Source organism: Aquipuribacter sp. SD81, assembly GCF_037153975.1.
Lineage (GTDB): Bacteria > Actinomycetota > Actinomycetes > Actinomycetales > JBBAYJ01 > Aquipuribacter.
The window spans coordinates 45879-65084 of sequence record NZ_JBBAYJ010000009.1 but is presented as its reverse complement, the minus strand read 5'-3'; the positions used below and the strand labels follow the sequence as shown (position 1 = coordinate 65084).

The 19206-nt window shown below is 73.8% G+C and carries 16 protein-coding genes; 1 reads left to right on the top strand and 15 read right to left on the bottom strand.

What is annotated here, in order from left to right; translation table 11 throughout:
- Window position 1: 1 nt before the first annotated feature.
- The 14 genes from nuoL to WAA21_RS07120 form a co-directional block, all read right to left on the bottom strand.
- The gene (nuoL, locus tag WAA21_RS07185; RefSeq protein ID WP_336922154.1) at window positions 2-1945 is read right to left on the bottom strand and encodes an NADH-quinone oxidoreductase subunit L; all 1944 of its coding nucleotides are present in this window, start codon (window positions 1943-1945) and stop codon (window positions 2-4) included.
- A gap of 16 nt (window positions 1946-1961) precedes the next feature.
- A complete protein-coding gene (gene nuoK, locus WAA21_RS07180; protein ID WP_336922090.1) occupies window positions 1962-2261 on the bottom strand; it encodes an NADH-quinone oxidoreductase subunit NuoK in 300 nt (99 codons plus the stop codon).
- 3 nt (window positions 2262-2264) lie between these two features.
- A complete protein-coding gene (locus WAA21_RS07175) occupies window positions 2265-3212 on the bottom strand; it encodes an NADH-quinone oxidoreductase subunit J (protein WP_336922089.1) in 948 nt (315 codons plus the stop codon).
- On the bottom strand, window positions 3209-4006 hold the full coding sequence (gene nuoI / locus WAA21_RS07170) for an NADH-quinone oxidoreductase subunit NuoI (RefSeq protein ID WP_442893247.1): 798 nt from the start codon (window positions 4004-4006) through the stop codon (window positions 3209-3211). The genes WAA21_RS07175 and nuoI overlap by 4 nt, the downstream gene beginning before the upstream one ends.
- Window positions 3999-5411: an NADH-quinone oxidoreductase subunit NuoH gene (nuoH, locus tag WAA21_RS07165; RefSeq protein ID WP_336922088.1), complete on the bottom strand. Its 1413-nt coding sequence runs from the start codon at window positions 5409-5411 to the stop codon at window positions 3999-4001. Before nuoH ends, nuoI begins: the two co-directional genes overlap by 8 nt.
- Complete coding sequence (locus WAA21_RS07160) at window positions 5408-7969, bottom strand: NADH-quinone oxidoreductase subunit G (RefSeq protein WP_336922087.1); 2562 nt, start codon at window positions 7967-7969, stop codon at window positions 5408-5410. Before WAA21_RS07160 ends, nuoH begins: the two co-directional genes overlap by 4 nt.
- Complete coding sequence (nuoF, locus tag WAA21_RS07155; RefSeq protein ID WP_336922086.1) at window positions 7966-9327, bottom strand: NADH-quinone oxidoreductase subunit NuoF; 1362 nt, start codon at window positions 9325-9327, stop codon at window positions 7966-7968. Before nuoF ends, WAA21_RS07160 begins: the two co-directional genes overlap by 4 nt.
- 1 nt (window position 9328) lies before the next feature.
- Window positions 9329-10027, bottom strand: a complete 699-nt coding sequence (gene nuoE / locus WAA21_RS07150; protein ID WP_336922085.1) for an NADH-quinone oxidoreductase subunit NuoE — start codon at window positions 10025-10027, stop codon at window positions 9329-9331.
- Window positions 10027-11409, bottom strand: a complete 1383-nt coding sequence (locus WAA21_RS07145) for an NADH-quinone oxidoreductase subunit D (protein ID WP_442893246.1) — start codon at window positions 11407-11409, stop codon at window positions 10027-10029. The genes nuoE and WAA21_RS07145 overlap by 1 nt, the downstream gene beginning before the upstream one ends.
- Window positions 11406-12113 (bottom strand): NADH-quinone oxidoreductase subunit C, encoded by a 708-nt coding sequence (locus WAA21_RS07140; protein ID WP_336922151.1) that lies wholly within the window; start codon window positions 12111-12113, stop codon window positions 11406-11408. The genes WAA21_RS07145 and WAA21_RS07140 overlap by 4 nt, the downstream gene beginning before the upstream one ends.
- 338 nt (window positions 12114-12451) lie before the next feature.
- Window positions 12452-13006, bottom strand: a complete 555-nt coding sequence (locus WAA21_RS07135) for a NuoB/complex I 20 kDa subunit family protein (RefSeq protein WP_336922084.1) — start codon at window positions 13004-13006, stop codon at window positions 12452-12454.
- An 87-nt stretch (window positions 13007-13093) separates the two neighbouring features.
- Window positions 13094-13453 carry an NADH-quinone oxidoreductase subunit A gene (locus WAA21_RS07130; protein ID WP_336922083.1) on the bottom strand — a complete coding sequence of 120 codons (360 nt, stop codon included), beginning with the start codon at window positions 13451-13453 and terminating at the stop codon, window positions 13094-13096.
- A gap of 175 nt (window positions 13454-13628) precedes the next feature.
- On the bottom strand, window positions 13629-14939 hold the full coding sequence (locus WAA21_RS07125; protein WP_336922082.1) for a geranylgeranyl reductase family protein: 1311 nt from the start codon (window positions 14937-14939) through the stop codon (window positions 13629-13631).
- Between the two features lie 315 nt (window positions 14940-15254).
- Window positions 15255-15950, bottom strand: a complete 696-nt coding sequence (locus tag WAA21_RS07120) for a demethylmenaquinone methyltransferase (RefSeq protein WP_336922150.1) — start codon at window positions 15948-15950, stop codon at window positions 15255-15257.
- A gap of 62 nt (window positions 15951-16012) precedes the next feature.
- On the opposite strand from WAA21_RS07120, the gene WAA21_RS07115 reads away from it, so the two are divergent.
- Window positions 16013-17329, top strand: coding sequence for an isochorismate synthase (locus tag WAA21_RS07115; protein WP_336922081.1), 1317 nt, complete (start codon window positions 16013-16015; stop codon window positions 17327-17329).
- A gap of 4 nt (window positions 17330-17333) precedes the next feature.
- Here WAA21_RS07115 and WAA21_RS07110 read toward each other — a convergent pair whose 3' ends face one another.
- A complete protein-coding gene (locus WAA21_RS07110; RefSeq protein ID WP_336922080.1) occupies window positions 17334-19145 on the bottom strand; it encodes a diguanylate cyclase domain-containing protein in 1812 nt (603 codons plus the stop codon).
- Between the last annotated feature and the right edge of the window lie 61 nt (window positions 19146-19206).

The following is a 19206-nucleotide window of genomic DNA, read 5'->3' as shown; positions in this document are numbered from 1 at the left end:
CTCAGAGCTGGAAGAGCACGAGGGCGGCGACCAGCAGGCCGACACCGACGAACATGGACAGGGCGTAGGAGCGGACGAAGCCCGTCTGCAGGCGCGACAGGCCGCGGCCGCTGCCGCTGACGGTCCGCCCGACACCGCGCACGGCGCCGCCCACGACGTCGTCGTCGAGCTGGCCCATGCCGCGCACGAACGCCTGGCCCGTCGTGACGAAGGCGATGTCGTTGACGTCGTCCTGGTAGAGGTCGGCGCGCGCGGCCCGGGTGAGGGCCGAGCCGCGGGGCGCCGTCACGGGCACGTCGCGACGCAGGTACATGAGGAAGGCGATCGCGACCCCGATCGCCACCACGCCGATGGTGAGCGCGGTGACGATGTCGAGGTCGAGGACCGGCTCCAGCTCGGCGGGCGCGGTGAAGACCGGCTCCAGCCACGTCTCCAGGGCGTGCGTGAAGTACAGGATGCCGCCGAGGAACACCGAGCCCAGCGCCAGGACGACCATGGGGACCGTCATGAGGGCCGGCGACTCGTGCGGGTGCGGCGCGGGGGCGTCGGTGCCGTCGTGCCAGCGCCGCCTGCCGTGGAAGGTCATGAAGTACAGCCGCGACATGTAGAACGCGGTGATGCCGGCCCCGACGAGCGTGATGGTGCCGAAGACCCAGGGTCGCCACCCCTCGCCCTCGAAGGCGGCGTGGATGATCTCGTCCTTGGACCAGAAGCCGGACAGGCCGGGGAAGCCGATGATGGCCAGCCAGCCCGCGGCGAAGGTCAGCCACGTCACCTTCATGACCGAGCGCAGCCCGCCGAAACGGCGCATGTCGGTCTCGTCGTTCATGCCGTGCATGACCGAGCCCGCGCCGAGGAACATGCCGGCCTTGAAGAACCCGTGCGTGAGCAGGTGGAAGATCGCGAACACGTAGCCGATCGGGCCGAGGCCGGCGGCGAGCATCATGTAGCCGATCTGCGACATGGTCGAGGCGGCGAGGGCCTTCTTGATGTCGTCCTTCGCGCTGCCGACGACCGCGCCGTACAGCAGCGTGATCGCGCCGACCACCGCGACGGCGAGCGCCGCGGCGGGCGCGCCCTCGAAGATGGGACCGGAGCGCACGACGAGGTAGACGCCGGCGGTGACCATGGTCGCGGCGTGGATGAGCGCCGAGACCGGCGTGGGACCGGCCATCGCGTCGCCGAGCCACGACTGCAGCGGGAACTGCGCCGACTTGCCGCACGCGGCCAGCAGCAGGAGCAGGCCGATGGCGGTGAGCCAGCCCTCGCTCGCGCCGGCGGCACCGCCGAGCACGTCGGTGTAGGACACCGACCCGAAGGACACGAACATGGCCATGATCGCCAGCGACAGGCCGAGGTCGCCGACGCGGTTGACGACGAACGCCTTCTTCGCGGCGACGGCGTACTCCAGCCGCGAGTTCCAGAACCCGATGAGCAGGTACGAGGCGAGGCCGACGCCCTCCCAGCCGACGTACAGCAGCAGGTAGCTGTCCGCGAGGACGAGCAGGAGCATCGCCGCGACGAAGAGGTTGAGGTAGGCGAAGAAGCGCCGACGCCCCGCGTCGTGCTCCATGTACGCCACCGAGTACAGGTGGATGAGCGTGCCGACGAACGTGATGAGCAGGACGAACGACAGGCTCAGCGGGTCGACGAGCAGGCCGGCGTCGACCTGGAAGTCGCCCGCGGGCACCCACGAGAAGCCCGCGACGGAGCGCGCCCGCTCCTCCGCGCCGTGGCCGAGGACCGAGAAGAACACGACCGCGCCGACGACGAAGGCCGAGGCGGAGGCGAGCACACCGAGCCAGTGGCCCCAGCGGTCGGCGGCGCGGCCGGCGAGCAGCAGCACGCCCGCGCTGACCAGCGGGATGACGACGAGCAGCCACGCGAGCGGCTCGGCACCGGTCGCGGGCACGGCGGTGAGCCCCTGCGTCGGGACAGGCGACAGCAGCACAGCCGTCCTCTCAGTACTTCAGCAGGTTCGCGTCGTCGACCGACGCGGACCGGCGGGTTCGGAAGATGGCCATGATGATCGCGAGGCCGACGACGACCTCCGCGGCGGCCACGAGCATGACGAACAGCGCGATGGTCTGGCCCTCGAGCTGCCCGTGCATGCGCGCGAAGGCGACGAAGGCGAGGTTCGCGGCGTTGAGCATGAGCTCGACGCCCATGAACACGACGATGGCGTTGCGTCGCAGCAGCACGGTGGCGCCACCGATCGCGAAGAGGACCACCGAGAGGTAGACCCAGTACGTCAGGTCCATGCCTCACGCCCTCCTGGTCGTGGCCGAGTCCGACGTGCCGTCGGAGGAGTCCGCGGTCGAGGCGTCCTCGCCGAGCGGGCCGTCCCCGTGGCGCGGACGGTCCGGGTCGACCGGGTGCCCGCCGACGCGCGCGCCGCCCGTGCGGCTGCCGCGCCCGTCCGGGTCGACGTCCTCGACGATCGCGGGAACGTCGTCGACGAGCGTCGTCGTCGACAGGTTCTGCCCGCGGGCGGTGAGGACGCGCGAGACCGACAGCTCGCTGGGGGTGCCATCGGGCAGCAGCGCCGGGGTGTCGACGGCGTTGTGCCGGGCGAAGGTGCCGGGCGGGGGCAGCGGGGTGATGCGCTGCCCGCGGCGCAGCCGGGTCTCGGAGATCGACCGCTGCGTGGGCCGCTCCCCCGTCCGCTCCCGGTGCGCGAGCACCATCGCGCCGATCGAGGCGATGACGAGCAGTCCCGCCGTCAGCTCGAAGGCCCACACGTAGCGGCTGAAGATGAGCGCGGCGATGCCGGTGATGTTGCCGGCGGCGTTGACCTCGGTGAGGCCGACCGGCTCGGGCCAGGCGGTCCGTCCGAGCGCGACGAGCAGGAGCAGCGTGAAGCCGCCGGCGGCGAGGGCCGCGGCGAGGCGCTGGCCCTTGAGGGTCTCCACGAGGGAGTCGGAGGAGTCGACGCCCACGAGCATGAGCACGAAGAGGAACAGCATCATGACGGCGCCGGTGTAGACGAAGACCTGCACGACGCCGAGGAACGGCGCCTCGAGGCCGACGTACACCCCGCCCAGGCTCACCATGACGACGGCCATCGACAGCGCCGCGTGCACCGCCTTGCGGGCGAACAGCAGCCCGAGCGCGGCGAGGACCATGAGCGGGCCGAGGGTCCAGAACAGGAACCCGTCGCCGACCGAGGCGCCCACCTCGGCGCCGGCCGCGCTGAGGGCGACGCCGCTCACGCGCGGACCCCGGGCTCGTCGTGCTCCGTGCCGCCGGGCTGCGCCTCGGCGGCCCGGCGCTCGTCGACCCAGCGGCGCTGCGCCTCGGTCGGGCCCGTGACCTCGTTGCGGTAGTAGTCCTTCTCCGTCGTCCCGTCGACCATCGGGTGGGGCGCGGGGAGCATGCCCTCGCGCAGCGGCGCGAGCAGCTGGTCCTTGGTGAAGATCGTCGCCTCGCGGGTGTGGTCGGCGAGCTCGTACTCGTTGGTCATCGTGAGCGCGCGCGTCGGGCACGCCTCGATGCACAGCCCGCAGAAGATGCAGCGCAGGTAGTTGATCTGGTAGACGCGGCCGTAGCGCTCACCGGGGCTGAACCGCTCCTCCTCGGTGTTCTGCGCGCCCTCGACGTAGATCGCGTCGGCGGGGCACGCCCACGCGCACAGCTCGCAGCCGATGCACTTCTCCAGCCCGTCCGCCCAGCGGTTGAGCTGGTGCCGCCCGTGGTAGCGCGGCGCGGTCGGGGCGGGACCCTTCTTGCGCGGGCCCTCCGGGTACTCCTCGCTCAGCACCTTGCGGAACATGGTCGAGAAGGTGACGCCGAAGCCGGCGACGGGTGCGAAGGCCTTGCCGAGGCGGGAGCTCCTCGGCCGCCCGGAGCGGTCCTCGTCGGTGCCCGCGGTGGAGCCGTCGATGGAGCGGACGTCGCCGCCACCCACCCCGCCGGTCCGCTCGACCGTCCGCCCCGCCGTGGGGTCGGCGGCCGAACGGGCCTCGGGGTCGGGGTTGCTGCTGGGCGTCTCGGGCCGGTCAGCCACGGGGCTCCTCCGGGTCGGTGGTGTCGGTGCGGGCGCCGACCGCGGTCCGCTCGAGCGAGCCGCGCGAGCGGGCGACGGTCTGGCCGGGCAGCGGCGGCACGGGGAAGCCGTCCGCGAAGGGGTCGACCTCCGCTGGCTCCTCCCGCGTCTCCTCCACGGCGCGTGCGCTGAGCAGGAAGGTGATGCCGACGACGAGGACGCCGAGCACGAGCACGCCGACGAGCACCTGCTGCTGGCTGGCGAAGCCGTACACCTGCAGGCCGCGGACGATGCCGAGCAGCACGACCCAGGCGAAGGCGGCCTCGATGAGGACCTTCCAGCCGAGGTTCATGAACTGGTCGTAGCGCAGGCGCGGGAGGGCGCCGCGGAGCCAGAAGAACCCGAACACGATGACCCACATCTTGATCGTGAACCACAGCACGGGCCAGAAGCCGGTGTTGAACCAGCTCGTGCCGAGCTCGGCGCCGAACCAGCCGTTGCCGATGAAGGGCACCTCATAGGCCGGGATCGGCCCGATGCCGCCCAGCGTGAGCGGGGCCAGCGGCCACGGCGCGAGCCAGCCGCCGAGGAACAGCGTGACGGCGAGCGCGGAGACCGTGAACATCGCGACGTACTCGGCGAGGAAGAACAGGGCGAACTTCAGCGAGGAGTACTCGGTGTGGAAGCCGCCGACCAGCTCGCCCTCGCCCTCGGGCAGGTCGAACGGCGCGCGGTTGGTCTCGCCGACGATCGCGACGAGGAAGAACACGAAGCTGGGGAACAGCGGCAGGAACAGCCACAGGCCCTCCTGCTGCTCGACGATCCGCGACGTCGACATCGAGCCCGTGTAGATGAACACCCCGACGAGGGCGAGACCCATGATCAGCTCGTAGCTGATGACCTGCGCCGTCGAGCGCAGCCCGCCGAGCAGCGGGTACGTCGACCCCGACGCCCACCCGGCGAGGATGAGGCCGTAGACGCCGACGCTCGCCGCCGCGAGCACGAACAGCACCGAGACGGGCACGTCGGTCACCTGCAGCGGCGTCGTGACGCCGAACAGGGTCACCTCGGGCCCGAGCGGGATGACGGCGAAGGCGAGGAACGCCGGCGCCGCGGAGATCGCCGGGGCGAGGACGTAGGTGATCTTGTCCGCGCCCGCGGGGACGATGTCCTCCTTGAGCGCGAGCTTGACGCCGTCGGCCAGGGACTGCAGCAGGCCGAAGGGACCGTGCCGGTTCGGCCCGGGCCGCTGCTGCATGCGGCCGAGGATCCGGCGCTCGGCCCAGATGGCGACGAGGACGTTGACGACGAGGAACGCGAAGACGAGGACCGCCTTGATGAGGGCGATCCACCACGTGTCGTTGCTGAAGTCGGCGGCGGGGCCCTCGAGTCCGCCGAGGGCCGGGAGCGCGACGGGGAGGCTCACGCCTGGACTCCTGTTCCGAGCTGGTCCGGTCCGGCGGCAATTCCTACCAGGTCACCGGCCCCCAATCCCAGCCGCGTCCGCACCTCGCTGCCGCGCGAGCGCGTCGGCAGCCACACGACGCCGTCGACCACGGTGCGGTCGACGACCACGGGCAGGGTGAGCGAGCCGGCCGCGCCCGTGACGGTGACCGAGGCCCCGGCCCGCAGGCCGTGCACGTCGGCGGTGGTGGGCGACACCCGCGCGTGCGCGCGGTGGGCGGTGCCGGCGAGGTACGCCTCGCCGTCCTGCAGGCGGCCGGCGTCCAGCAGCAGGTGCCACGTGGCGAGGACGGCCTGGCCCTGCACGGGCGGGGTGACCTCGCCGGGGGCGACGGTCGGGGTGCTCGCCCGGTCGCCGTCCCACGCGCCGACGCCCGCGAGCTCGTCGCGCAGCTGCAGCGCCTTGGCGGCGCCGAGCTCCACGCCGAGGGCCCGGGCCAGCTCGTCGAGGACGCCGTGGTCGGCGACCGCGTCGGTCGGCAGGACGGCCTCGAACGGCCGCAGCCGCCCCTCCCAGTCCAGGAACGACCCGGCCTTCTCCGCGACGGGAGCGACGGGAAGCACGACGTCGGCGTGCTCGGTGACGCTGCTGCGCCGGACCTCGAGGCTGACGACGAACGAGGCCCCTGTCAGCGCCGCGCGTGCGGCGGCGGGGTCGGGCAGGTCGTCGACGTCGACGCCGCCGACGAGCAGGCCCGCGCCCGCGGCGGCCGCCGCGAGGATGCCGGTGGTGTCGCGCCCGGGCGCGGCGGGCAGCCGCGGCACGCCCCAGGCGGCGGCGAGGTCGACGAGGGCGTCGGGCGACAGCGGCCGCCCGCCCGGCAGGGTCGTGGGCAGCGCACCGGCCTCGACGGCCCCGCGCTCGCCCGCGCGCCGCGGCACCCACGCGAGGCGGGCGCCGGTCGCGTCGGCGGCGGCCGCCGCGGCGCTCAGCGCCCCGGGGACCGTCGCCAGGCGCTCGCCGACGAGCAGGATCGCGCCGTCCAGGCGCAGCGCGGTCGCGACCGGGCCGGCGTCGGTGGCCCGGGTCGCGGCCTGCAGCACCTGCGCCTCGGCCCCGGGAGCGGTCGGCACGAGCACGCCGGACAGCTTCTCGACCCCGCGGCTGCGGAACGGCGCGACCGAGGTGACGGTGAGCCCGCCGGCGCGCACGGCCTTGCGCAGGCGCAGGAAGACGATCGGCGACTCCTCCTCGGGCTCGAACCCGACGAGGACCACCGCGCGGGCGCGCTCGAGGTCGGCGTACGTGACGCCGATGCCGGTCCCGGCCACGCGGGAGGCGAGGAAGGCCTCCTCCTCCGCGGAGTGCGGGCGGGCGCGCAGGTCGACGTCGTTGCTGCCGAGCACGACCCGGGCGAACTTCGCGTAGGCGTACGCGTCCTCGACGGTCGCGCGGCCGCCGACGAGCGTGCCGACCCCCGAGCCGTCGCGGGCGGCGGCGAGACCGCGGGCGGCGACGTCGAGCGCGTCGGGCCACGACGTCTCGACGAGCTCGCCGGTGGTCTCGTCGCGTACGAGCGGCACCTCGAGGCGGTCGGGCAGCGAGGCGTACGTGAACGCCCAGCGGCCCTTGTCGCAGTTCCACTCCTCGTTGACCGCAGGGTCCTCCCCCGCGAGCCGGCGCAGCACGACGCCGCGGCGGTGGTCGGCGCGCACGGCGCAGCCGGAGCTGCAGTGCTCGCACACCGTCGGGTTGGACACGAGGTCGAACGGGCGGGCGCGGAAGCGGTAGGCCGCGCCGGTGAGCGCGCCCACGGGGCAGATCTGGATCGTGTTGCCGGAGAAGTACGACGCGAACGGCGCACCGGCCTCGTCGAGCTCGGCGGCGCCCTCGGTGAGGCGCTCGCCCGCGAAGCCGAGCACCTGGGTGTCGAAGGTGCCGATCTGCTGGTTGGCGCCGCGCTTCTGCAGGTCGATGAAGGTGTCGCCCGCGATCTCCTTGCTGAAGCGCGTGCAGCGCTGGCACAGGATGCAGCGCTCGCGGTCGAGCAGGACCTGCGTGGAGATCTTGATGGGCTTGGGGAACGTGCGCTTGACGTCGACGAAGCGCGACGTGCCGCGGCCGTTGCTCATCGCCTGGTTCTGCAGCGGGCACTCGCCGCCCTTGTCGCAGATCGGGCAGTCGAGCGGGTGGTTGACGAGCAGCAGCTCCATGACGCCGTGCTGCGCCCGGCCCGCGACCTCGGAGGTGTTCTGGGTCTCCACGACCATGCCGGGCGCGACCGTCATCGTGCAGCTGGCCTGCGGCTTCGGCATCTTGCGGACGTTGCCCTCGCGGTCGGGCATCGAGACCTCGACGAGGCACTGCCGGCACGCCCCCGCGGGCTCCAGCAGCGGGTGGTCGCAGAAGCGCGGGATCGCGATGCCCAGCTCCTCCGCGACGCGGATGAGCAGCGCGCCCTTGGGCGCCTGCACCTCGATGCCGTCGATGGTGAGGGTCACCAGGTCCTCGGCGGGGGCGTCGGGCGCGACCGCGCCCGCGCGGGCGACGCTCGTGTCGTGACCGGTGGAGAGGCTCATGCCATACCTGCGGGTTCTGCGTGGGTGACGGTGGGCACGCGGTCGGCGTCGGAGAAGACGCTCGTCCGCTCGTAGGGGAACAGCTCCCACGCCGGCGTACGGGTGCCGGCGACGAACTCCTCGCGGAAGTACTTGATGGCGCTCGTGATGGGGCTCGTGGCGCCGTCGCCGAGCGCACAGAAGGACCGGCCGAGGATGTTGTCGCACGTGTCGAGGAGGGTCTGGACGTCCTCCTCGGTGCCCTTGCCGGCCTCGATGCGCCGCAGCACCTGCACGAGCCAGTACGTGCCCTCGCGGCACGGCGTGCACTTGCCGCACGACTCGTGGGCGTAGAACTCCGTCCAGCGCAGCACGGCCCGCACGACCGACGTCGTGTCGTCGAACATCTGCAGCGCGCGCGTGCCGAGCATGGACCCGGCCGACATCGTCGACTCGAAGTCGAGCGGCACGTCGAGGTGCTCGTCGGTGAACAGCGGCGTGGAGGACCCGCCCGGGGTCCAGAACTTCAGCTTCCGCGGCTCGCCCTTCTCGTCCAGGCGCATGCCGCCGGCGAGGTCGAGCAGCTCGCGCATCGTGATGCCGAGCGGGGCCTCGTACTGGCCGGGGTGACGCACGTGCCCGGACACGCTGAAGAGCCCGTAGCCCGTCGACTTCTCGGTGCCGAGCCCGGCGAACCAGTCGGCGCCGTTCAGCACGATCGAGGGGACGCTCGCGATCGACTCGACGTTGTTGACGACGGTCGGGCGCGCGTACAGCCCGGCGACGGCCGGGAACGGGGGCTTGAGCCGGGGCTGGCCCCGCCGGCCCTCGAGGGAGTCCAGCAGCGCCGTCTCCTCCCCGCAGATGTAGGCGCCCGCACCGGCGTGCACGACGATGTCGAGGTCGAAGCCGCTGCCGAGCACGTCGGTGCCGACGAAGCCCTCGGCGCGGGCCTCCTCGACCGCCTGCAGCAGGCGGCGGTACACGTGGAGCTCCTCGCCGCGCAGGTAGATGAACGCGCGGTTCGCGCCGATCGCGTAGCTGGAGATGACGACGCCCTCGACGAGGACGTGCGGGTTGGCGAGCATGAGCGGGGTGTCCTTGCACGTGCCCGGCTCGGACTCGTCGGCGTTCACCACGAGGTAGCGCGGCTTGCCGTCGTCCGGCGGCAGGAAGCCCCACTTCATCCCGGTGGGGAAGCCCGCTCCCCCGCGCCCGCGCAGGCCCGACTTCTTGACGGCCTCGACGAGGTCGCCCGGGGCGAGCGCGAGCGCGGAGCGCAGCGCCTCGTAGCCTCGGTTGGCGCGGTACGTCTCCATCGTCCAGCTGCGGTCGGCGTCCCAGAACGCCGACAGCACCGGGGTGAGGGTATCGGTCACGTCAGGCCCCCTTCTCCTCGTCGCCGGTCGCGCCGGCGGAGCGGTCCGGCTCCGGCGCGCGCCAGCCCTTCTCGCGCGCGAGCCGCAGCCCGCGCAGCGTGGCCGGGCCCGCGCTGGGGCCCTCGTCGGCGCGGCCGTCGGGGAACCCGGCGAGCACGCGCGACATCGGCTTGAACTCCACGACCTCGTCGGCCCCGCGGGTGGGACGGACCTTCTCCCCGCGGCGGAGCCGGTCGACGAGCTCGCACGCCGACCGCGGCGTCTGCTCGTCGAAGAACTCCCAGTTGACCATCACGACGGGCGCGTAGTCGCACGCCGCGTTGCACTCGACGCGCTCGAGCGTGACGACGCCGTCGTCCGTCGTCTCGTCGTGGCCGACGTCGAGGTGGTTGCTCACCGCGGCGAAGATCTCGTCCCCGCCCATGACGGCGCACAGGGTGTTCGTGCACACCCCGACGGTGTACCGGCCGTTGGGGTGGCGCTTGTACTGCGTGTAGAAGGTCGCGACCGCGCTGACCTCGGCGTTGGAGAGCCCCAGCGTCTCGGCGCAGAACGCGATGCCGTCGGGGCTCACGAAGCCGTCGACCGACTGCACGAGGTGCAGCAGCGGCAGCAGGGCGGAGCGCTCCTGCGGGTAGCGGGCGACGACGGCGGCGGCGTCGGTGCGCAGCTGCTCGAGCGTGGCGGTGTCGTAGGCCATCAGCGGTCGACGCCTCCCATGACGGGGTCGAGGGCGGCCACGGACGCGACGACGTCGGCGACCTGGGCGCCCTCGCACATCACGGAGACACCCTGCAGGTTGGTGAAGGACGGGTCACGGAAGTGGGCCCGGTACGGCTTCGTGCCGCCGTCGGAGACCACGTGCACGCCGAGCTCCCCGCGCGGGGACTCCACCGCGGTGTAGACCTGGCCGGCCGGCACCCGGAAGCCCTCGGTGACGAGCTTGAAGTGGTGGATGAGCGCCTCCATCGAGGTGCCCATGATCGTGCGGATGTGGTCGAGGGAGTTGCCGAGCCCGTCGCCGCCGAGCGCGAGCTGCGACGGCCACTTGATCTTCGGGTCGTCGACCATGACGGGGCCGGGGCCGAGCTCGGACAGCCGGTGCATGCACTGCTCGACGATCTTGACCGACTCGTACATCTCGTCGAGGCGGATGCGCAGGCGCGAGTAGTTGTCGGCCTCGGTCCGGGTGACGACGTCGAAGTCGTAGTTCTCGTAGCCGCAGTACGGCTCGTCCTTGCGCAGGTCGGCGGGCAGGCCCGTCGAGCGCAGGACGGGTCCGGTGATGCCGAGCGCGATGCAGCCGGCGAGGTTGAGGTAGCCGGTGCCGACCAGGCGCGGGCGCAGCGTGGGGTTCTGCGCGCTCAGCAGCTCGAGCTCCTTGATGCCCTTGCGGATGCTCGGCACGAACTCCCGGATGCTGTCGAGCGCGCCGGGCGGGATGTCCTGCGCGACGCCGCCGGGGCGCACGAACGCGTGGTTCATGCGCAGCCCGGTGATCTCCTCGAGGATGTCGAGCGCCTTGTCCCGCTCGCGGAACCCGTCGGTCATCATCGTCGTGGAGCCGAGCTCCATGCCGCCGGTCGCGAGCGCGACGGCGTGCGAGCCGATGCGGTTGAGCTCCATCGTCATGACGCGCAGCACGCTCGCCCGCTCGGGCACCTGCTCGGTGATGCCGAGCAGCTTCTCGACGCCGAGGCAGTACGCCGTCTCGTTGAAGATCGGCGACAGGTAGTCCATGCGCGTGCAGAAGGTGACGCCCTGGGTCCAGGAGCGCACCTCCATGTTCTTCTCGATGCCGGTGTGGAGGTAGCCGATGCCGGCGCGGGCCTCGGTGACGGTCTCGCCCTCGACCTCGAGGATGAGCCGGAGCACGCCGTGGGTGGACGGGTGCTGCGGACCCATGTTGACGACGATGCGCTCCTCGCCCAGGCGCGCGGTGTCGACGACGTCGTCCCAGTCGCCGCCGCCCACGGTGACGACCGAGCCCTCGAGCACGTCGGGGTCGGTCGCGCCGTAGGGGTCGTCCGCGCCGGCCGCCCGGCCCTGCTGCTCGCGTGCGGTGTTCGTCTCGGTGCTCACGTGTAGAGCCTCCGCTCGTCCGGCGGCGGCACGGTGGCGCCCTTGTACTCCACCGGGATGCCGCCGAGGGGGTAGTCCTTGCGCTGCGGGTGGCCCGGCCAGTCGTCGGGCATGTGGATCCGGGTGAGGGCGGGGTGGCCCTCGAACACGATGCCGAAGAAGTCCCACGTCTCGCGCTCGTGCCAGTCGTGCGTGGGGTACACCGCGACGGTCGACGGGACCCGCGGGTCGCCGTCGGGCACCGACACCTCCAGGCGCACGCGGCGCCGGTGCGTCATCGACTTGAGGTGGTAGACGGCGTGCAGCTCGCGCCCCGTGTCCTCCGGGTAGTGCACGCCCGACACGCCCAGGCTCAGCTCGAAGCGGAGGTCGGGCTCGTCGCGCAGGCGGCGGCACACCTCGACGAGGTGCTCACGACGCACGTGCAGCGTGATCTCGCCGTGCTCGACGACGACCTTCTCGACCGCGCCGCCCGGGCCGTCGAACCCGAGGCCCGCGTCGGCCAGGGAGTCGGTCAGGTGGTCGGCGAGCTCGTCGAACCAGCCGCCGTAGGGCCGCTGCGCCGGCAGCGCCACCATCGAGGTGGTGACGAGCCCGGAGTAGCCGGAGGTGTCGCCGGGCCCCCACACGCCGAACATGCCGTGGCGCGTGGTGACCGGCGTCGAGGAGGCGACCTCGGGCGCGGTCGCGAGGTCGCGCGCCACGACGGCCGGGTCGGCGTCGCCTGCCGTGCTCGTGCCGCCGGTGCCGCCGCCGGTGGTCGCCCCGGTGGGCCGCGTCGTCGGCCCGGTCGGACCGGCGCCCTCGGGGTCGGGGCCCGGGTCGTCGGCCGCCTCGGTGGCCTCCTCGACCGCGGGGTCGGTCGACAGCTTGGTCGCCGGGTCGAGCGCCTCGTCCTCGACCTCCTCGGTCGTGACGTCGTCGGCGCCGGAGGGGTTGGTGCCGCCCGCGGGCGCACCGTCGGGGCCCTGCGCCGCCGCCTCGTCGCCCTCGCCGGGGGTGCCGGTCGTGTCCTCGGGCGTGCCGTCGTCCTCGCGGGGGCTCACCGCAGCAGGCCCTTCATCTCGATGGTCGGGGTGGCGGCGAGCGCGCGCTCCTCGGCCTCGGCGTCCGCCTTGACGCGGTGGGCGCCCATCTTCTCGCCCTTGATCTGCTCGTGGAGCTTGAGGATCGCGTCGAGCAGCATCTCGGGGCGCGGCGGGCAGCCGGGCAGGTACACGTCGACCGGCACGATGTGGTCGACGCCCTGGACGATCGCGTAGTTGTTGAACATGCCGCCGGAGGAGGCGCAGACACCCATCGCGATGACCCACTTGGGGTTGGGCATCTGGTCGTAGACCTGGCGCACGACCGGGGCCATCTTCTGGCTGACCCGGCCGGCGACGATCATGAGGTCGGCCTGGCGCGGCGAGGCGCTGAAGCGCTCCATGCCGAAGCGCGCGATGTCGTACTTCGGCCCGCCCACGGCCATCATCTCGATGGCGCAGCAGGCGAGGCCGAACGTCGCCGGCCACACGGAGGCCTTTCGGACGAGGCCGACGAGCTGCTCCACCTGCCCCAGGAGGATCCCTGCGGGGAGCTTCTCCTCGATTCCCATTGTGCGCTCCTGTCGGAGAGTCGGTTCGTGCCGTGCTGTGCTGTGCTGTGCCGTGGTCGAGCGGTCAGCGGGTGGTGCGGCCGGCCGTCAGTCCCACTCGAGCCCGCCGCGGCGCCACACGTAGGCGTACGCGATGAGGATCGCGCCGACGAAGAGCAGCACCTGGACGAGGGCGAACAGGCCGAGCTGGTTGAAGGCGATGGCCCACGGGACGAGGAACACCGTCTCGATGTCGAACACGATGAAGAGCATCGCGATCAGGTAGAACTTCACGGGCACCTTGCCGCCGCCCACGGCCTGCGGCGAGGGCTCGATCCCGCACTCGTAGGCCTCGAGCTTCGCGCGGTTGTAGCGCGCCGGCCCCGTGAGCGAGGTGGCGATGACCGAGAACGCGGCGAAGCCGGCTCCGATCGCCAGCATGATCACCAGCGGGAGGTAGGGGCTCACAGGACTGCTCCTCGTCGGGGCCCGCCCGCGGCGGGGCGGGTCTGCACTCGCAGGGTCGGCGTCATCCTAGGGGCGGGCGCAGCCGCGCCGGGACGCGGGTGCAGGCCGTCTACCTGCACGTTTAGGTCATCCACGGCTGACGAAATGCAACCGTGACCCGGCTCCCGTGCGCCCCTCACGCGATCCTCGAGGCGACCGGCGACAGCCGCTCCATGGTCTGGATGACCCGGTCGACGCCGTCGCCGCCGCGGTCCTCGTAGAGGTTGGCGAGGAGCTTGAGCACGAACTGCATGAGGAGGGGGCGCGGCAGGCCGTAGCGCGTCGCCGTCCGCATGACCCACGGGTTGCCGATGATCTTCACGAAGACCCGGCCGAGGGCGTAGTAGTCGCCCATCTCCGCCTCGACCGCCTTCGGGTAGGCGCGCAGCGCGCGCTCGCGCTGCAGGCCCGGCGCCGCCATCGCCTCCGCGACGACGCCCGCCGCGATGCGGCTGGAGGCCATCGCGTAGGCGATGCCCTCGCCGTTGAACGGGTTGACCATGCCGCCGGCGTCGCCGACGAGCAGCAGCCCCCGGCTGTAGTGCGGGGTGCGGTTGAAGCCCATCGGCAGGGCGGCGCCGCGGACGGGGCCGACCTGGTTCTCCGGCGTGAAGCCCCAGTCCGCCGGCATGGTGGCGACCCAGCGGTGCAGCAGCTCCTTGTAGTCGACGTTGCCGAAGGCGCTGGAGCTGCTGAGGATGCCGAGCCCGACGTTGCTCGTGCCGTCACCGACGCCGAACACCCAGCCGTAGCCGGGCAGCAGGGTGCTCTGCCCGGGCGGGCCGTCCCACAGCTCCAGCCACGACTCGAGGAAGTCGTCGTCGGTGCGGGGGCTCGTGAAGTACGTGCGGACGGCGACGCCGAGCGGACGGTCCTCGCGCTTGGCGATGCCCATGGCGAGGCTGAGCCGGCTGGAGTTGCCGTCCGCCGCGACCACGAGGCCGGCCCGCAGCGTCCCGGTCTCGCCCGTGCGCCGCCCGCGCTCGTCGTGACGCGCCCACTCGACGCCCGTGATGGTCCCGGTGGCGTCGAGGACCGGCGCAGTCGCGCTCGTGCGCTCCAGCAGCCGGGCCCCGTCGCGCTCGGCGGTGCGCGCCAGCACCTCGTCGAGGTCGGCCCGGGGCCGGACGAGGCCGTACGACGGCACGCCGGTGAGCTCTGGCCACTCGAGCTCCAGGCGCTGGCCGCCGCCGATGATCCGCAGGCCCTTGTTGCGGATCCAGCCGTCCTCCTCGCGGTGGGGGACGCCGAGGGCGACGAGCTCCTTCACCCCGCGCGGGGTGAGGCCGTCGCCGCACACCTTCTCGCGCGGGAAGGACGTCTTCTCCAGCAGCACGACGTCGAGGCCGGCGCGCGCGAGGTACGCCGCGACGGTCGAGCCCGCGGGGCCCGCCCCGACGACGACGACGTCCGCCTCGGCGGGGACTCCTCCGGGCTCGCTGCTCACGCTGGCCACCTCCACGGGGCTGGGCTCGAGGCTTTGTGCACGGCTTCACAAGCCGAAGGCACCAGCGTACGTCGCCGCACCGACGGTCGCCGCCCCGCTCCCCCGCACCTACGCGTCCTGCCCTCCTCGACCCTGCTCCTCGGGACGCAGCTGGTCGGCGTGGCCACGGTGCCGTCCCGGTCGGCGCACCGGCACGTTGGGGTGCGTGTCCGCCCACGCACCGCGCGCGCACGCCTGCGAGCACCACGCCCGTGGCCGCGAGGAGGTGAAGTCGGCCCCGCACCGGGCGCACACCTGTGCCTCGACCACGGCGGCTCAGCCCGGCCGGACGGCGGAGTGCAGCGCGACGATGCCGCCGCTCGCGTCCTGCCACGTCACCCGGTCCCAGCCGGCGGCCCGGAGCCGCTCGGCGAGCGCCGCCTGGTCCGGCCACGCCTGGATGGACTCCGCGAGGTAGTCGTAGGCCTCGGGGTTGGACGAGGCCCGCCGCGCGACCGCGGGCAGGACGCTCAGCAGGTACCGGTCGTACACGTGCCGGAACGGCGACCACGTGGGGTGGGAGAACTCGCACACCACGAGCCGCCCGCCGGGCCGGGTGACACGGAGCAGCTCGCGCAGGCCCGCGTCGGGGTCCACGACGTTGCGCAGCCCGAAGGAGATCGTGACGGCGTCGAACGTCGCGTCGGCGAAGGGCAGGCGCGTCGCGTCGCCGGCGAGGAACGGCAGGTCGGGGCGGCGGCGGCGGCCGACGTGGAGCATGCCGAGGGAGAAGTCGCACGCCACGGCCCGGGCCCCGAGGTCGGCGAAGGGCTCCGTCGAGGTGCCGGTCCCGGCCGCCAGGTCGAGCACGCGGTCGCCGCGGCGCAGGTCGAGGGCGCGCGTGACGAGGCGGCGCCACCGCCGGTCCGAGCCGAGGGACAGCAGCGTGTTCGTGAGGTCGTACCGCTCCGCGACGCCGTCGAACATCGACGAGACGTCGACCGGGCGCTTGTCGAGGTCCGCACGCTGCACCACCCGTCCAGCGTAGGTGCGGTGCGCGGGGCCCCCGGGGGCGGACCTACCCTGGGAGCACCATGTCCGCCCCCCTGCCGACCCCGCAGCACCCGCCGTCGGCGTCCCGGCGGCTCGTGTCCCGCACCGTCGAGGTCGACGACCCCGGACCGCTGCTGTCGCTGCTGCCCGACCCGGCGCGGGTCGGCGAGCCGCTCGCGTGGGTGCGCCGCGGCGAGGGTCTCGTCGGGTGGGGCGAGGCGGCCCGGCTCGAGACGCGCGGGCCCGACCGCTTCGGCGAGGCCGAGCGCCGCTGGCGCGGCCTGCTCGCCGGCGCCGTCGTCCGGGACGAGGTCCGCGGCCGCGGGACGGGACCGGTCGCGTTCGGGTCCTTCGCCTTCGCCGGCACCTCCGCCGAGGCGAGCGTGCTCGTCGTGCCCGAGACGGTCGTCGGGCACCGGGACGGCCGGTGGTGGGTCACCCGCACGACGGTCGCGCCTGCCGGCGCGACGGCCGTCGACGCCGTGCTGCCCGGTCCGCACCGCACCCCGCGCCCGCAGGCGGAGCCCCCCGCACCCACGGGCGTGTCCTTCGCCGACGGGTCGGTGACGAGCACCGCGTGGGAGCTGCTGGTCGCCGAGGCGGTCCGGCGCATCGCCGACGGCGCGCTGGACAAGGTCGTCCTCGCGCGCGACCTGCTGGCCCGGGCCGAGGCGCCGCTGGACGTCCGGGCGGTGCTCGGCCGCCTCGCGGGCGCCTACCCGGCCACGTGGACGTTCCACGTCGCCGGGCTGGTCGGCGCGACCCCCGAGGTGCTGGTCCGCACGCAGGTCGGGCTCGTCGCGTCGAGGGTGCTCGCCGGGACCATCCGCCGCAGCGGCGACGACGAGCACGACCTCGCGCTCGCCGCGTCGCTCGCGCGCTCCAGCAAGGACCTCGGCGAGCACGAGTACGCCGTCCGCAGCGTCGTGGAGGCGCTCGCGCCGTTCTGCGCCGGCACCAACGTGCCGGAGTCGCCGTACGTGCTGCACCTGGCCAACGTCATGCACCTCGCGACGGACGTGACGGGGGTGCTGCGCGACGGCGCCTCGAGCCTCCGCCTCGCGGCGGCCCTGCACCCCTCCGCGGCGGTGTGCGGCACCCCGACCGAGGCGGCGGCCGACCTCATCACGGAGCTGGAGGGCATGGACCGGGGTCGCTACGCGGGGCCGGTGGGCTGGCTCGACGCCTCCGGCGACGGCGAGTGGGGCATCGCCCTGCGGTGCGGGCGCGTCGCCGAGGACGCCCACGAGGTCCGGCTCTTCGCCGGCTGCGGCATCGTCGAGGGGTCGGACCCGGCGGCCGAGCTCGCCGAGTCGACGGCGAAGCTCGTCCCCATGCGCGACGCGCTCGGCGGCTGAGGCCTCACGCGCTGCGGGCGACCGCCAGCGGCGCGGACGACGGCACGGACGACGGCACGGCCTCGGTCGTGATGCGGCCCCGCCCCGACCGCTTCGCGCGGTACATGGCGGCGTCGGCGCGCTCGAGCAGGCCGCGCGCGTCCTCACCCGGGCCGGAGAGCGTGAGGCCGCCGCTGACCCCGACGTCGAGGGCCTCCCCGCCCACGACCAGCGGCTCCGCCATGACCTCCAGCAGCCGGTCGGCCACGGCCAGACCGGCCTCGACGGACGCCAGGCCCGGGCAGCACACGACGAACTCGTCGCCACCGAGCCGCGCCACGGTGTCGAGCGGACGCACCGAGGCCAGGAGCCGCTGCGCGACGAGCACGAGCAGCTCGTCGCCGGTCGCGTGCCCGTGGGTGTCGTTGACCGCCTTGAAGCGGTCGAGGTCGAGGAACAGGAGGCCGACGGCCGTGCCGTCGCGCCCCGACGCGGCGAGCTGCTGGTCGAGCCGGTCCAGCAGCAGGGTCCGGTTCGGCAGGCCCGTCAGGTCGTCGTGGAGGGCGAGCAGCGTGAGCCGCCGCTCGACGTCGACGCGGTCGGTGGCGTCGAGCATCTGCACCGTCAGGCGCGCGCCGTGCACGTCGTGGCCCGCCTCGCCGACCAGGTCGGGGCCCACGAGCAGCTGCACCCACCGCGGTGCCCCGTCCGGCAGCACGACCTCGGCGGTGCCCTGCCAGGACGGGTCGCGGCCCTCGGCGACCGACACCAGCCCGGCCGTCACCTCCGCGGCGTGCGACGGCTCGAGCAGCGTCAGCCAGTCCGCGCCGAGGAGGTCGGCGACCGGCCGCCGCAGCAGCACGGCCGTCGCGGGGTTGGCGCTGCCGATGACCGCGGTGCGCCCGTCGGGACGCAGCCGCACCGACAGGTGGCCCGCGAGCGCGGTGTCGAGGCTGCGCCGCACGCGCGCCTCGCTCGCCCGGACGGCGCCGAGCAGGTCGTCGCGCTCGTGGCGGCTCACGGCGATGCTGACGGCCACGCACGCGAGCACCGCGAGGAAGCCCTGCGCGAGCACGACCCGGGTGGCGGGGTCGGTGCCGGACGCGGCGAAGGGGCCGTAGCCGGCGACGGTCAGCCAGACCGTGAGCACCCCGGTGAGGACGAGGTGGGCGCTGGTGAGGAAGCGCCCGAGCCGCAGCGCGGCCCACAGCGTGAGGGGCACGACGGAGTAGGCGATGTTGAGGCCGTCGCCGACGACGAAGGCGAGGCCGTAGCCGCCGAGGGTGGCGAGGAGCAGCAGCAGCGCCTCCCGGCGGCGCGCGGGCACCAGCTCGTCGCGCGAGGGGGGCCAGGTCCGTGCGACCGCGAGCACGAGGACGGTGCCGACGGCGTTGCGGACGAGGACGAGCAGGGCGCCGGTCGTCGTCCCGACGTAGTCCGGCGCCCCGGCCACCACGACCGCGCCGGCCGCCGCGGCCGCGAACGACGCCGCCACGATCGCCCCGCCGACCGCCGCGGAGTCCAGGCGCCGCCGGCGGGCGCCGAACGCCGCCAGCAGCGTCGCACCGACCGCGGCGTGCACGAGGTTGGCGGCGACGAACCAGCCGGTGTCGGCGAGCGGCACGCCCGTCGCGTCGTGGACCGCGAACGTCGCCGCGCCCATGAGCACGCCGTCGCGCACGCCGGTGCGCACGTCCGGCACCGCGGCCGCCCACAGGACCGCGACGCCGGCCGCCGGCCACACGAGGGCCAGCCCGCCGAGCCCGTCGGTCGCGGTGAGGCGCCCCAGCAGCGCCGCGATCGTGAACGCGACGAGGAGCAGGAGGGAGCGGCGCACCTACGGGTCATCGGCACGGACCGGTCACCGTCGTCTAGCCCGGACGGGTGGACCCCTGGTC